The organism is Rhizobium sp. L51/94 (assembly GCF_019355555.1).
GTDB classification, from domain to species: Bacteria; Pseudomonadota; Alphaproteobacteria; order Rhizobiales; family Rhizobiaceae; genus Rhizobium; species Rhizobium rhododendri.
The window spans coordinates 3,308,397-3,323,471 of record NZ_CP072141.1 but is presented as its reverse complement, the minus strand read 5'-3'; the positions used below and the strand labels follow the sequence as shown (position 1 = coordinate 3,323,471).

The following is a 15,075-nucleotide window of genomic DNA, read 5'->3' as shown; positions in this document are numbered from 1 at the left end:
GTCCAAGGGCTCGCGCGGATTGAAATCGGGAGGCGATATGAAGACGTCCTGCTGTTCCACCATTATCGTTGCGGCGCTGCTGTCGGCGACCTCTGTCCTTGCCGACGGAGATCCGAAGCTCGGGGCGGGCGTCTTCAAGAAGTGCGCCGCCTGCCACACGGCGACCGAGCCGGTGAACAAGGTCGGACCTTCGCTGATGGGCGTGGTCGGGCGCCCGGTGGCGTCGGTTGCCACCTACAGCTATTCGGCTGCGATGAAGACCTTCAGTGCCGATGGCAAGGTGTGGGACGAGGCGCTGCTGCACAAATACCTGTTGAGCCCACAGGCTGTCGTCAAGGGCACCCGCATGAGCTTTGCCGGCGTCAAAAGCGACAGCGATGTCGACAATCTGATCGCCTATCTCAAAAATCCGGCGGCGGCCCAATAGGCCTGCCATCGGGGGATGGTTTGCGCTACTCTGGATGCACCCACCCGCCGCGATCAGCAGGAGCCCTCATGGCGCACGGCCAGTTTCCAGAACGCGACATCGCACAGCTTCGGCGACTGCTGGACGATGCCTGCAAGGGAATAGCTGCTGCCGAGGCGGCGCTGGCGCATCACTCGCGGCCGGAGGCGCGGCTGACAGCAATCAACTTTCCTCTCGAAGAAACGCTCCTCGGCGAAGCCGTTGGTTTATGGAGCGAGTGGAGGGACCGAGTAGCAGCCCTTCTGCGTCAGCTCGATACCCAGACGGCCGCAGCCTTGCTGCAATATGAACGATTGTTCGACGAGACTGCGGGGCGTCAATCTCAGGGTTTTCTCAGGCGACGCGTGCATCTCGGCAATGCTGCGCCGGAAACGATAGCGCTCGATGTGGTCGAGCTGCTGTCGGTATCGGCAGCGCTGGACAGGATGCTGGGCGAAGCCGGACCCTTTCTCGCTCTGCATCACCGCGTTTGCGAAGCCCACCTGCAGCAACTGGTCATTCGTCGCCGGCAGCTGGACGGCGATCTGGACGAGGCAGGGCGACGGCTTGCGTCCCTAAAGGCGCGGACGCACGAGCGCCTCTCCTCGACGCCGCCGCAGCGTGGTCCGTCGCTGGATGCTGCATCCGAGGAAGAACGCAAAGAGTTGGCGCTCGATCGTCAGGCGGCTGATGTGAAGGATAAGATGCTGCGGTCCGAGCATGAGACCCTGTTGCGGCTGATGACCGACGACGAGGATTTCCTGGATGTGCTGAACGGCGGGATCGCCGCAGTCAACGTCATGGTTGCCAAGCTCGCCGTCGATGTCGAGCAGCGCGTCGCACTGCTGAAGGCGGCAAACGAACAATCGGCGACGCAATGCGAGGACCTGCCGGCCGGGGTCGAGGACCTTGTTGCTGCGTTCGAGGCCAACCTCCTTGCCGGACATGATATCCTGCTTCGTAAACAGGCTGCTGACGAGGCTTTCGCGCGCCGTCTGGAGGTGGCGCCGTCGCCTCGAGAGCCGGCAGTCGACGACGAGGAAGATGTGCCTGCGGCGCCGCAGCAGCAACCGGCAACGATTTAATTCAGCCGACGCGGTTGCCCTGTGGCCGGGGAGGTCATATCTGCTGGAGCACCAAGACCGTTAGGAGACATTGCATGCTTGATCCGATCGTTGCCTTCTTTGCACGGATGCTCCAGGCAATTCGACGTGGTCTTGGGCTCCTGTTTGTCTGGGCGACGTGGCCTTTTCTTGCAGCGCATGGCTGGTACCGGCAGCGCAACTGGATCATCAAGGTGCCGGTTGCCGCTCTCGTCGTGCTGCTGGTCTGCCTCTACGGCTACTTCCTCGTTCAGACCCAGTCCTGGACGGGCTTCAACACCCACTACATCGATAGCTACAAGCTTGCCGACCGCAAGGCTGCCGGCCAGGATCTGACCCCGGTGCCTGTCGCGACCGATGCGCAGCCGGCCACAGCCGCCACGCCGAAACGTTGCGAGACGTCGGCTATCGTCGATGTTACAGCCGACCTTGTGGATTTCAACGTCAACCGCAATGCGTGGATTTCGTCCATGCTCCTCTTCAAGCTCGGGTTTTTCGGCCTGAGCTGGGACGATACGCCATTCCTCGACAACAAGGCGTCCTTCCAGCGCGGCGTCAACCAGGCGGTTCGCAGGACCTCTATCGAGCTTGTGGATGCGCTGGGCCGCGTGCGCGGAACATCGGGTATCAATTCGGACCTTCAGAATGCGCGCGGCAATCTCCAGTTCGACGAGTCCAGCTGGTATTTCGGTTTCCAGCCGTTCGGGCCTAAAACGCCGACCCCGAGCTACTATCGGGCCTCGATCAACAGCCTGCGCAAGTTCAATGTCGATCTCGGCGCCTGCAACGCCACCTTCGACGGCCGTGCCGACAACCTGATCGAGTTCATCGACCGCATTTCAAACGATCTCGGCAGTACGTCGGACGTGCTGGCCGAACGTTCCGAGAACCATAATTTCGGGTGGTTCGACACGCGCGCCGACGACCGCTTCTGGTTCGCCTACGGACAGCTCTACGGATATTACGGCATCCTCAGCGCTGCCGGCGCCGATTTCTCAAAGGTCATCGCCGAGCGCAACGTCGGAGCACTCTGGGGCGATACGATGAAGCAATTCCAGGCGGCGCTGCGCATCCAGCCTTGGATCGTCTCGAACGGGCGCGAAGACGGCCTGATCATGCCCAGCCATCTGGCGACGATGGGGTTCTATATCCTGCGGGTGCGCTCCAACCTGGTCGAAACACGCGCGGTACTCGGCGGGCGGTAATTCGCTGCTAAGTTCTTGGCGGGAGGCTTATGTCAGCTGATGAGCTTGAGCCGGATGGCTTTGGCCACGAGTTGCGTGCGGTTGACGCAATTGAGCTTCTTGATGGCATTGGTCATGTAGGCGTTGACGGTGTGGTCGGACAGAGTCAGGATCTGGCCGATCTCCACCGAAGTCTTGCCTTGCGCAGTCCAGCGAACGACTTCCATTTCGCGCGCCGACAGCATGGCTGCGGGCTCGTTGCCGTTGCGCTTGATGCCGTTATAGGCGGTGGCGGCATGCAGCAGGATGACGCAGAGTTCGTTGAGTTCCGCCTGCGAGAGGCTGTTGCGATTGCCCGCCATCGAAAAAGCCAGTCGCTCGCCATCCGACGCATTGACCGGAAAATGCATGCCCATCGTCCGGCCGCGGCTTTCGAGAAATGTCCGGAGTTCGCGGGGGAATTCCATTTCAGGAGAAGGGGCCCGTTCCGCCAGGTTCCAGCAGCGCGGAATTGCCGAATCGCGGTCTCGACCGACTAGGGGATAGATGCGCAGCAGGTGGCCGCGGTCGAAGTCGCGCAGATTCTGGGCTGGTGCCGAAGTCTCGATAATCAGCGGTGTCAGCAGCATGTCCGAGGCCGATGGCGCGTTGCAGAGCATGAAAGAGGCAAATCCGAACGACTCCGCCGTCCTGTTCAGCGCCTGATGAAGCATTGCGCGGGTGCGCGCCGCCGCCAACTCGGCGGACAGAAACGTTTGTCGTCCAGAAGCTGTCATGTATGACATTCGAGCAAGGCTCATTCAGTTTGTGTTACCGCTATCAAATACGCGAAACAGGCCGGAATACGAGTCAAAAAGCTTGCGGTAACGCAATTGGTGCATTTGCGCTAAAAAACAACTTTTGCAACAGGGGGCCTCGTTCGCTCCCTGTGAATAAGCTCTTTGCAGGTGGGGTGGACGGCGGCGGCATCCTGAGTGTCTGTTGTTACCGATCGCTTGCCAACCTTGCAAATCAGCGCCGTCGTTGCTATCCATTGTCCTCCGAAACATCACCTCCGAGCCGATTGATGATGCTGACTTCGCTGACGCGGGCCGTTCCTTCGCGGTTGAACCAGGTCTTGCGCCTTGTGGCGACAGTCGTTTTTGTGCTCGCCGGCCTTGAAACGGCAAATGCGGCCGAGCCTCCCATCGATCGTCCCATGGACTTCGTTCTGATCCATGGCGGTACCCCTTATTGCCGGGATGGCGGATCCTGTGCCGACTGGATTGCCGCCGAAGGGCAGATCATGTCGGACTCGCCCCGCAAGCTGCAGAAGCTGCTGAAGAAAATCGGCAAGAAATCGCTGCCGATCGTCGTCCGCTCGCCGGGCGGGGATGTTGCGGCCGCCATGCAGATGGGGCTGATCATTCGGCGCCAGGGGCTTTCGGTGGCTGTTGGCGGGACACGCGCCGATGCCTGCGACGGCAGCGAACCGCTATGCGACGCGGCGCGGCAAAAAGACGGCTCGATGACCGGCGAGATCTATTCGAACGGCGCGGTCTGCCTGTCGGCCTGTCCGTTGCTACTGGCCGGAGGCGTCAGGCGGATTGCAAGTCCCTTTGCCTTGATCGGCGTCCACCAGATCACGACCACATACCGGGAAATGCGCGTCCAGTATCGCACCGAGTACGAAATGCTGAACGGCAAGAAGAAGATACTGTCGCAGCGCGAAGTCGGCCGGAAAATGGTCGGGCAGCACGACACCACGAAGCTCGGCAACAAGCAGAAGGCGGCGCTGATCGCCTATCTCACCAAGATGGGGGTCGATCCGGATCTGTTCGACCTGATGATGAGCGCCAATCCGCAGTCGATCCGTTTGCTGACGCAGGTCGAGGCGCTCAATCTGAAAATGATGACCGAGCAATCTTCCGCCGGCCAACTCGCCGCAGCCGGTGCCTGCCCGCGCGAGAAGACGATCTCCGACTGCGTCGTATCCATGATGCCGGCGCCACCCCCGCCGCCGCCCAGCACGCCGCAGTCCAAGCCGCTGCCCGACGAGCCCGAGCCTGGCATGCCGCAGCCGCTCGAGCGGCAGGCTTTGCTGCCGGTCGTCCATTCTCTGTCGGGCCGGGCTGCCTAGGCGTTATCCTTGCCCTTCGCCTGTCCCATGATCTTCTCGAGGTAGCCGAGCATCAGGGCCGAGACGACGAAGGCGAGATGTATCAGCGTCATCCACATGATCTGCGCCGTTTCGAACTGCGCCATGTTCAGGAACACCTGCAGCAGGTGGATCGAGGAGATGGCGACGATCGAGGAGGCGACCTTGATTTTCAGGCTACCGGAATCGAGCTTGCCGAGGAACGATACCTCATCGTCTTCTTCATTGGCTTCATCGAAGCGGCTGACGAAATTCTCATAGCCCGAGATCATCACCATGACGACGAGACTTGCCACCAGAGCCGCGTCGATCAGGCCGAGCATGGCAAGGATCATGTCCGACTCTTCCAGCGAAAAGACGCTGATGGCGATCTTGTAGAACTTGTAGCAGAAGGAGAGGGCGTACATTGCGAGAGACGCGGCCAGCCCGAGATAGAAAATGACGAGCAACCAGCGGCTCGACAGGATGATGCGTTCAACGATTATTTCCAGGGATTTCACGGACGACCTCACGGGTTTTGATTTTCCGAAGCAGCATTAGCCATATGATTATGCCGTAACAAGCCAGTGGCGCTCCTTGGTCCGCTGCCGACTTTTTCTCACCCAAGTCTGCGGCATGCCGGTTCACAGCGGTTTGCTATTCGTTTATGCGCAAGCGAGATAAACGGCGCGGTCGCATGGAGATTGACTGATGGCTACGGTAAAATCCGATATCGAGATCGCGCGCGCCGCGACGAAGAAGCCGATCTATGAGATCGGGGCAGCGCTCGGCATTCCGCCTGAGCAACTGGTGCCCTACGGTCACGACAAGGCAAAGATCAGCGCCGACTTCATTGCCGGGCAGGCGGGCAAGAAGACCGGCAAGCTGATCCTGGTGACGGCGATCAATCCGACGCCGGCGGGCGAGGGCAAGACGACGACGACGGTCGGTCTCGGCGATGGGCTGAACCGCATCGGCAAGAAGGCAATGATCTGCGTGCGTGAACCGTCGCTCGGGCCGTGTTTCGGTACCAAGGGCGGGGCTGCCGGCGGTGGCTATGCGCAGGTCGTGCCGATGGAAGACATCAACCTGCATTTCACCGGCGACTTCCATGCCATCACTTCGGCCCACAATCTGCTGGCGGCGATGCTCGACAACCACGTCTACTGGGGCAATGCGCTGAATATCGACATCCGCCGCATTACCTGGCGGCGGGTGATGGACATGAACGACCGGGCGCTGCGCGATATCGTCTCGTCGCTCGGCGGCGTGGCCAACGGCTTCCCGCGCCAGGGCGGCTTCGACATCACCGTTGCCTCCGAGGTGATGGCCATCCTGTGCCTTGCGTCGGATCTTGCCGACCTGGAAAAGCGGTTGGGCGACATCATCGTTGCCTACCGCTACGACAGGTCGCCGGTTTTCGCGCGTGATCTGAAAGCGGACGGCGCCATGGCTGTTCTGCTGAAGGACGCTTTGCAGCCGAACCTGGTGCAGACCCTGGAGAATAGCCCGGCGCTTGTGCATGGCGGCCCGTTTGCCAATATCGCCCATGGCTGCAATTCGGTCATTGCCACCCGGACGGCACTGACGCTTGCGGACTACGTTGTCACCGAGGCCGGCTTCGGCGCGGATCTCGGGGCGGAGAAGTTTTTCAACATCAAATGTCGCCAGGCGGGGCTGAAGCCGGATGCGGCGGTGGTCGTCGCCACGGTGCGGGCGCTGAAGATGAATGGCGGCGTCACCAAGGACGATCTCGGCCGCGAGAATGTCGAGGCGCTGGTCACCGGCTGCGTCAATCTCGGCCGCCATGTCGAGAATGTGCGGAAGTTTGGCGTGCCCGTCGTCGTCGCGATCAACCACTTCACCTCCGATACGCACGCCGAGATCGAAGCCGTCAAAGCCTATGTCGCCGGTCTCGGTGCCGAGGCGATCCTCTGCCGCCACTGGGCGGACGGCTCGGCCGGCATCGAGGAACTGGCGCACAAGGTCGTGGCGCTGACACAGTCCGGCGAGGCGAAGTTTGCGCCGCTCTATCCGGACGATCTCCCGCTGATGCAGAAGATCGGCGTCGTGGCGACCGAGATCTACCATGCCGGCGAGGTGACTGCGGACAAGGCCGTTCGCGACCAGCTGAAGAGCTGGGAAGACCAGGGATACCGCCACCTGCCGGTCTGCATTGCCAAGACACAGTATTCATTCTCGACCGACGCGGATCTGCGCGGCGCTCCGGAAGGCCATGTCGTGCATGTGCGCGAGGTGAGACTGTCGGCCGGTGCAGGCTTCGTCGTTGCCGTTACGGGGGAGATCCGCACCATGCCCGGCCTGCCACGCTCGCCTGCCGCCGAGCGGATCATGCTGAACGAGCAGGGCTACATCGAAGGTCTATTCTAGGCTTGATCCATCGATTCAACACGCTGCAAAAGTGAGTCCGCGCTTGTCGCCAAGTCCCTGATATTCAGTGACAATAGCGGAAGTCACCGTTGCGTTTCAGGACGTCCATGTGGAAGTGATGCTCATGGGCGGCGTCGCTTTCGGGATCGAGGACGGTCGAGAAGTACAGGCAGCCTGACGCACTGACGGCACGCTGGAACGCACCTGCCAGCGTCGAGTCCTCCTTGCGAGGCTGCACCTCGACAGTCGTCCCATCCTTGAATGTGAAACTCGCGATGTCGATGGCATTGCCCCGGGCGTGCTCGGAGATCTTGCCAGTGCTCGCGTTGTTGCGCAGGCGGCAGATATAGGTCGAGGCCTGGTTGATGGTGACGATCGGGCCGGCGGCCTTCAGCGCAGCCTCGCCTGCCGGAATGACGCTTTCCTTCATCCAGCGGGAGAGGGCAAGCGCCGCCTCGCAGCGCAGCGTGCCTTCAGGCTTGAATTTCACGCCTGGCAACGCTTCCGAGAGGCTGATGGGCTTGTCGATGCCACATCCATCGCCGTCGTCGATGCGGGGCAGATCCTTGAATACCGCCCCCATGGCTTGCAGGTCTTTCAGGCAGGCGTGATGCTCCGCGTCAGATTCCGGTTCGATGGTGAGCGGCTCGGCCGGTGGATTTCCCTTGCCATCGGTGGCGTTCGACACCGGTGATTTCTTGTCGTCCTTGCCGGCGTCGGCATCGGGCTTGCTTGTATCGGCATCGGGTGTCGTTGCCTTCGTGGCGGGCGCGTCGCCACTTTGCTTTCCGCTGGTCGTGCCATCGGAGGGCGAGGCTTCGGTGCCAGGCTTTGCAGCGGGTGTTTCCGGTGCCGGTGCCGGCTGCGGTTTTGGCTCGGGGATGGGAGCAACCGGCTGCGCTGTCTCCGCAGGCTTGTCGTCCGGTCGCGTCTCTGGCAGCGGGCCGGTTTGTGGCAGCGATGCAGCAGTCAGCAGCGTCAGGCAGGCGACAGCGGTGGCAATCCGGAAAAGCATATGGTTTCACCCGTTTCGATATCTTACGGGACGCAACGTTTCTAAGCCAAATTCGTTGCAGATCGGCAACAAGCCGGGCAGTCGTTAAAACATGATCATTGCATTCATGATTATATCGGCGCTATATATTGACAATCGTAGTCATGTTTTTTATCGGGCAGAAAGGAGGCGGATATTTCTGCCTCTTTCCGTCCGCCTAGCCAGCCCCTTGGGCGCCTTGCAGCGTGCCAACCAGCCAGCCCGGTACATCACCTTGAAAGGAATTGGTTATGGTGCTCCGGCGATCCCGCTCGGTTCTCTTGACGTGCACGGCGTTTCTGGCGCTCGGCATTCCCACCGCATCTTTTGCTCAACAGGCAGGGACTGCGGCTTCGGCGTCTACTGCGACAGAGCAGACTGACAGCACGACGCTGCAGAAAATCGTCGTGAAGAATGCCCGCAACACGGTGCAAAAAGGCTCGGTTGCGGACTCGCCACTGGCGGCGCACACCACAAGGGAGACCCTGGAAAAGAAGCAGGTCGACGACCTCAAGGACTTCGGCAACACCGTCGATCCGAGCGTGTCCTATAATGACGTTTCGAAGAGCGTCAACATTCGTGGGCTCGAGGCGGATCGCGTGCTGACGACCACCGACGGCATCCCCCTGCCGTACTTTTTCGATAACGTCTATAGCTACGGCGGCGGCGCGGACACCTACGATTTCACATCGCTTTCTTCCGTCGACGTGTTGCACAGCGCCGATTCCAGCCGCGCCGGTTCGGGTGCGCTGGGCGGCGCGCTGATGCTCCATACGCTGGAGCCGGACGACGTGATTGGCGACGGCCAGACCTTTGGCGGAATGTTCAAGCTCGGCTTCGATGGCTCCGATCACTCGATCACCGCTTCCGGTGCGGTCGCCAAGAAGATCGAGAACACCTCCGTGCTGTTCCAGTCTTCCTACAAGTACGGGCACGAGTCAGAATCGAACGGCGATGTCGCTGGCGTCGGCAGCAAGAGAACAGTGGCCGATCCGGTTGACTACAATCAGCGCAACCTGCTGTTCAAGATCCGCCAGGAACTCGAAGGTGGTCATACGATCGGCCTGACGGCGGAACACTATGGCTATAACTCGACCCGGGACTACCTGTCCTATTCGCTCTATGGCACGACCTACAACGACTACAAATACAAGCAGGACAAGTCGCGCGACCGGGTTTCGCTCGACTACAAATACGATGCGACCTCTGCAGACAGCTGGATCGACAGCGCCTTTGCCACCCTCTACTGGCAGAAAAGCGGTCGCGAGGAAGGCATCCTTGCAAACCGGCTGACGACGCCAAAGGGTGAATACGATCGCATCATGGAAAGCGACGAGCGCGATCTCGGCTATACGGCTTGGGCGAATTCGGACTTCACGACCGGCGTGCTCGATCACAAGCTGACGTTCGGTAGCGACTTCCAGTTTGCCAGCAGCAGCTATTATCTGAAGGGCGTCGATTCCTGCACGACGCCGCCCGTCGGCTCGTGTGCCTTTTTCCACACCAACCAGAATTATGCGCCAGATGTGGACGGCTACAAGTTCGGTGCCTATGCCGAGGACAAGATCAGCGTTGGCAACAGCCCGTTCTCGCTGACGCCCGGCCTGCGTTTCGACTGGTACAAGCAGGCTCCGCAGGATACGGCATCCTATCCCGCCGGCACGCCGGATGGCCAGAACGGCAGCCATTTCTCGCCGAAGCTCAGGGCTGCCTGGCGGGCGACGCCTGATGTCGAGCTCTATGCGCAGTTCGTCACGGCCTACAAGGCCCCGAATGCCTACCAGCTCTACGTCGACTACGACAACACGCCGATGTACCGGTCGATCGGCAATCCCGATCTCAAGGCTGAAACCAGCTGGGGCTTCGAAGGCGGTGCCAACCTTGGTGACGACGACTTCGGCGGTCATGTCAGCGCCTACAGCACGCGCTACAAGAACTTCATCGACACCTCCGATTTTATTCCCACGCCGGGATATGCGGTCGGTACGGCTGAGTACATCAACATCGACAATGTCCGTATCAACGGGATCCAGGTCGATGGGCATAAGAAGTTCAACAACGGTATCAACCTCCACGCCGCAGCATTTTACGCCCGCGGGACGAACATGGATACCGATGAACTTCTATCGTCCGTCGCTCCGCTCAAGGCCATCCTGGGTGTAGGCTTCGAGCGCGAGACATGGGGTACGGATCTGAGCATGGTTGCCTCTGCGGCCGTCTCCGATAAGTCCTCGGCGTCGTCCAAGCCTCCGGGATACGGTATCTTCAACCTCACCGGCTGGTGGAAGCCTGAAACGCTGAAGGGAATGACCCTTCAGGCAGGCGTCTATAACCTGACCAACAAGACCTACTACGATGCCCTCGAGGTCAAGGACGTCACCAATGCGACCGAAATCTACTCGGAATCCGGTCGCTACATCAAACTGGCGATTTCGCAGAGGTTCTAGAAACCAGCAGCTGAAGGGCGGCGCCATGGTGCCGCCCTTCGACGTTTTACGGCTTCCACGACAGTTGTTTCGCATGCGTTCGAATGCTATCGATCTGCTTCAGTCTTTTGAGAAAGGAGGGCCGCAATGATCACGACACTCTGGCGCAATCGCCAGTTCGGCCCGAACGATGCCCTGCGGATGCGTTTGCAGGGCTGATCAGAGGCTGTAACTTTCCCATACCCTTTCTGGTCTGCCCTTTTGGCCTGCAGCTGAACGCCTGCGTTCGCGCTGCATCCTGATAACGACCGAGACGAACTGCCGACGCGGGTTGGTGGTCGTTGCCCGGTCAGACCAGAGAACTGAAAATGTCTTCGATCACCTTACACAATCTCGCCGTCACCCTTGGCGAGCCGCTGTTCTCCAACCTCAATTTCAGCCTCACTGGTGGAGATCGGGTCGGCATCGTTGCGGCCAACGGCCGGGGTAAATCCACACTTCTCAACTGCATTGCAGGCCGTCTCGAACCGACGGCAGGCGACGTCACGCGGTCGCGCGGGCTGACAATCGGGTATGTCGAACAGAACGTCGCGCCCGCCTTGGCGAAATTGCCGTTTCATGCGGCGGTCGCGCAGGCACTTGCACCCGGGCAGGCCGACAGCGAGAGCTGGCGCGTCGATGTGGTGCTCGATACGCTTGACGTGCCCGAGGCCTTGCGCGAGCGGCCGCTTGCACAGCTGAGCGGTGGCTGGCAGCGGCTGGCGCTGGTGGCCCGCGTCGCCGTCACCGAGCCGGACGTGATGCTGCTGGACGAGCCGACCAACCATCTGGACCTGTTCAAGATTGCGCTGCTGGAGAACTGGCTGAACGCTCTGCCGCGCGCCGTCTCGGTGCTTGTCGCAAGCCACGACCGGGCGTTCCTGGATGCCGTCACCAACCGCACGCTGTTCCTCAGGGCCGAGCAGTCGCAGCAGTTCCAGCTTCCCTACAGCATGGCGAGGGCCGCGCTCGATAATATCGATGCGTCGCAGGAGCAGCGCTACGAGAAGGATGTGAAAGCCGCGCAACAATTGCGGCGCCAGGCAGCCAAGCTCAAGAATATCGGCATCAACTCCGGCAGTGACCTGCTGACCGTCAAGACCAGGCAGTTGAAGGAGCGGGCCGACCGCCTCGAGGATGCGTCCCGGCCGGGCCACCGTGAGCGCTCGGCCGGAGCCATAAGGCTTGGCAGCAGCGCCAGCCAGGCGAAGGTCCTCGTGACCCTCGACGACGCCACCGTTGCCACACCGGATGGAACGCCGCTCTTCAAGACCGGCAAGCTCTGGATCCGCCAGGGCGACCGCATCGTGTTGCTCGGGGCCAACGGTGCCGGCAAGACACGACTGATGGAGATGATCAGGGGTGCGATAGAGGTGGCAGGCGATGGGGCGGCGCCGGTGCGCGCCACGCCTTCGCTGGTGCTCGGCTACAGCGACCAGTCGCTCGCCAATCTTGCCGACGCAGATACGCCGCTGGCAACGCTGTCGCGGCTGTTTGCGCTGGGTGAGCCCCGGGCGCGCAGTCTGCTTGCCGGAGTAGGCATCGGCGTCGAGATGCAGGGACGGGCAATCGGCCGGCTCTCGGGCGGCCAGAAGGCGCGGCTGGCGATGCTGGTATTGCACCTGCGCCAACCCAATTTCCATCTCCTGGACGAGCCGACCAATCATCTCGATATCGAGGGGCAGGAGGCACTGGAAAGCGAATTGCTGGCGGAGGGTTCGACCTGCCTGCTGGTGTCGCACGATCGCAGCTTCGTCAGGGCGGTCGGCAACCGCTTCTGGCAGATCGAGCGAAAAAAGCTGGTCGAGGTGGATGGACCCGAGGCGTTTTTCGCCTCGGCACAGCCGTCGGCCTGAGTTCGCGCGGTTTCGGGCGGCGGTCGCCCGCCCGAAACTTTCAGCGGAATTGGCGCTTGCGCATCTCCGCATCTCGCGCTAACAATTTGTCCATGAACATGTCTTCGAACAGTGCATCTTGGTGGTGGGCTCGCTAACAGCGGCCTCGATCAATCGTGTTCAAAGACGACGAGTAAGCCGCCCGAGAGTTTCAGGCGGCTTTTTTTGTATGTAAAGCGCCTGTCATCCGGGCCTGAAGAAGCGGAGAGACGGTCATGGTTACGATCCTGCGGGATGACGGTGCGGAAATCTACGAGACCAAGGGCGGCATTACCGTGACGCGCCAGCGTCGGCCAATCGCCTATGACGACGCAGTCTCGTCCTACATCGACAAGCTGGACGAGCGGCGCGGCGCGGTGTTTTCCTCCAACTACGAGTATCCGGGCCGCTACACGCGCTGGGACACTGCCGTCGTCGACCCGCCCATCGGCATCTCCTGCTTTGGCCGCAATGTCTGGATCGAAGCCTATAACGAGCGTGGCGAGGTCATCCTCGGGTTTATCGAGGCTCGGCTGCAAACCGTGCGCGAAGTGGCCCTCGGTGCGTCGACGCCGCGTCGGCTCGACCTCATCGTCAAGGCGCCCGACCGGGTGTTCACCGAGGAAGAACGGTCGAAGATGCCGACGGTGTTCACCGTGCTGCGCGCCGTCACCGACCTGTTCTACTCTCAGGCTGACGCGGCCCTCGGGCTCTACGGTGCCTTCGGCTACGATATCGCCTTCCAGTTCGACGCCATCGACCTGAAACTGACGCGTCCCGCCGACCAGCGCGACATGGTGCTGTACCTGCCCGACGAGATCCTCGTGGTCGACAACTACGCCGCCAAGGCCTGGATCGACCGCTACGACTTCGAAAAGGGCGGGCTGACCACTGATGGCAAGGCCGGTGATATCCCGCCGGAACCCTTCCACCACACGGACACCATTCCGCCGAAGAGTGACCATCGCCCGGGCGAATTTGCCGAGTTGGTGAACAAGGCGAAGGAGAGCTTTCGCAAGGGCGACCTGTTTGAGGTCGTTCCCGGGCAGAAGTTCATGGAGCGCTGCGATTCCAAGCCGTCGGATATTTCCAAGCGTCTGAAGGCGATCAATCCGTCGCCCTATTCGTTCTTCATCAACCTCGGCCACCAGGAATATCTGGTCGGCGCATCGCCAGAGATGTTCGTGCGCGTCTCCGGCCGTCGCATCGAGACCTGCCCGATCTCGGGCACGATCAAGCGCGGCGAGGACCCGATCGCCGATAGCGAGCAGATCCTCAAGCTTCTGAACTCGAAGAAGGACGAATCCGAGCTGACCATGTGCTCGGACGTCGACCGCAACGACAAGAGCCGCGTCTGCGAGCCGGGCTCGGTCAAGGTCATCGGCCGCCGTCAGATCGAGATGTATTCGCGCCTGATTCACACCGTCGACCACATCGAGGGGCGCTTGCGCGACGACATGGATGCGTTCGACGGATTCCTGTCACACGCCTGGGCCGTCACCGTCACCGGTGCGCCGAAACTCTGGGCCATGCGCTTCATCGAAAGCCGCGAAAAGAGCCCGCGTGCCTGGTATGGCGGCGCCATCGGCATGGTCGGCTTCAACGGCGACATGAACACCGGTCTGACGCTGCGCACCGTGCGTATCAAGGACGGGATTGCCGAAGTGCGGGCCGGCGCTACGTTGCTCAACGACTCCATCCCCGAAGAGGAAGAAGCCGAAACCGAACTGAAGGCATCTGCCATGCTCTCTGCCATCCGCGATGCAAAGTCTGCCGGTTCCGCTAAGACCAAGCGCGATGTTGCTGCGGTCGGCAAGGGCGTCAGCATCCTGCTTGTCGACCACGAGGACAGCTTCGTCCACACGCTCGCCAACTACTTCCGCCAGACCGGTGCCACCGTTTCGACGGTCCGCACGCCGGTGTCGGAGGAGGTCTTCGACCGCCTCGACCCCGATCTGGTCGTGCTGTCGCCGGGGCCCGGCAATCCGAAAGATTTCGATTGCAAGGCGACGATCAAGAAGGCACGGGCCCGCAACCTGCCGATCTTCGGCGTCTGCCTCGGCCTGCAGGCGCTGGCCGAAGCCTATGGCGGCGATCTCAGGCAACTGGCTGTGCCGATGCACGGCAAGCCGTCGCGTATTCGCGTACTGGAGCCCGGTATCGTGTTTTCAGGCCTTTCCAGGGAGGTGACCGTCGGGCGCTACCACTCGATCTTCGCCGACCCCTCGACCCTGCCGCGTGAATTCATGATCACGGCGGAAAGCGAGGATGGCACGATCATGGGTATCGAGCACACCAAGGAGCCGGTTGCAGCGGTGCAGTTCCACCCGGAATCGATCATGACGCTCGGTGGCGATGCCGGCATGCGAATGATCGAGAATGTCGTGGCAAACCTCGCGCGGCGGACAAAGACCAAGGCGGCCTGAGGTTTCTCTGAAAGGCGGCGGACGATCCCGCCGCCTCG

11 protein-coding genes are annotated in these 15,075 nt (G+C 61.3%); 8 read left to right on the top strand and 3 right to left on the bottom strand.

Annotated features, from left to right (window positions below; all coding sequences use genetic code 11):
- Window positions 1-37: 37 nt before the first annotated feature.
- From J5274_RS16180 to J5274_RS16170, 3 genes are all read left to right on the top strand, one after another.
- Window positions 38-427 (top strand): cytochrome c family protein, encoded by a 390-nt coding sequence (locus tag J5274_RS16180; RefSeq protein WP_142823384.1) that lies wholly within the window; start codon window positions 38-40, stop codon window positions 425-427.
- A gap of 68 nt (window positions 428-495) precedes the next feature.
- Complete coding sequence (locus J5274_RS16175) at window positions 496-1,530, top strand: hypothetical protein (protein WP_142823383.1); 1,035 nt, start codon at window positions 496-498, stop codon at window positions 1,528-1,530.
- Window positions 1,531-1,604: 74 nt separating this feature from the next.
- On the top strand, window positions 1,605-2,753 hold the full coding sequence (locus tag J5274_RS16170) for a DUF2333 family protein (RefSeq protein WP_142823382.1): 1,149 nt from the start codon (window positions 1,605-1,607) through the stop codon (window positions 2,751-2,753).
- A 32-nt stretch (window positions 2,754-2,785) separates the two neighbouring features.
- On the opposite strand, the gene J5274_RS16165 is transcribed toward J5274_RS16170, so the two are convergent.
- Window positions 2,786-3,517, bottom strand: coding sequence for a LuxR family transcriptional regulator (locus J5274_RS16165; RefSeq protein WP_142823381.1), 732 nt, complete (start codon window positions 3,515-3,517; stop codon window positions 2,786-2,788).
- Between the two features lie 281 nt (window positions 3,518-3,798).
- On the opposite strand from J5274_RS16165, the gene J5274_RS16160 reads away from it, so the two are divergent.
- Entirely contained in the window at window positions 3,799-4,851 is a 1,053-nt protein-coding gene (locus tag J5274_RS16160; RefSeq protein WP_142823380.1) for a hypothetical protein, read from the top strand.
- On the opposite strand, the gene J5274_RS16155 is transcribed toward J5274_RS16160, so the two are convergent.
- Window positions 4,848-5,369 carry a TIGR00645 family protein gene (locus J5274_RS16155; protein ID WP_142823379.1) on the bottom strand — a complete coding sequence of 174 codons (522 nt, stop codon included), beginning with the start codon at window positions 5,367-5,369 and terminating at the stop codon, window positions 4,848-4,850. The genes J5274_RS16160 and J5274_RS16155 overlap by 4 nt on opposite strands.
- Before the next feature lie 190 nt (window positions 5,370-5,559).
- Here J5274_RS16155 and J5274_RS16150 point away from each other — a divergent pair, with 190 nt between their 5' ends.
- A complete protein-coding gene (locus J5274_RS16150; RefSeq protein WP_142823378.1) occupies window positions 5,560-7,239 on the top strand; it encodes a formate--tetrahydrofolate ligase in 1,680 nt (559 codons plus the stop codon).
- Window positions 7,240-7,303: 64 nt separating this feature from the next.
- Here J5274_RS16150 and J5274_RS16145 read toward each other — a convergent pair whose 3' ends face one another.
- On the bottom strand, window positions 7,304-8,254 hold the full coding sequence (locus J5274_RS16145) for an extensin family protein (RefSeq protein WP_142823377.1): 951 nt from the start codon (window positions 8,252-8,254) through the stop codon (window positions 7,304-7,306).
- A gap of 269 nt (window positions 8,255-8,523) precedes the next feature.
- Here J5274_RS16145 and J5274_RS16140 point away from each other — a divergent pair, with 269 nt between their 5' ends.
- The 3 genes from J5274_RS16140 to J5274_RS16130 all read left to right on the top strand — a co-directional run bounded on the left by J5274_RS16140 (window position 8,524) and on the right by J5274_RS16130 (window position 15,037).
- Window positions 8,524-10,719: a TonB-dependent hemoglobin/transferrin/lactoferrin family receptor gene (locus tag J5274_RS16140; RefSeq protein ID WP_219274676.1), complete on the top strand. Its 2,196-nt coding sequence runs from the start codon at window positions 8,524-8,526 to the stop codon at window positions 10,717-10,719.
- Window positions 10,720-11,066: 347 nt separating this feature from the next.
- On the top strand, window positions 11,067-12,593 hold the full coding sequence (locus J5274_RS16135) for an ABC-F family ATP-binding cassette domain-containing protein (protein ID WP_142823375.1): 1,527 nt from the start codon (window positions 11,067-11,069) through the stop codon (window positions 12,591-12,593).
- A gap of 254 nt (window positions 12,594-12,847) precedes the next feature.
- Entirely contained in the window at window positions 12,848-15,037 is a 2,190-nt protein-coding gene (locus J5274_RS16130; RefSeq protein WP_142823374.1) for an anthranilate synthase, read from the top strand.
- Window positions 15,038-15,075: the final 38 nt, after the last annotated feature.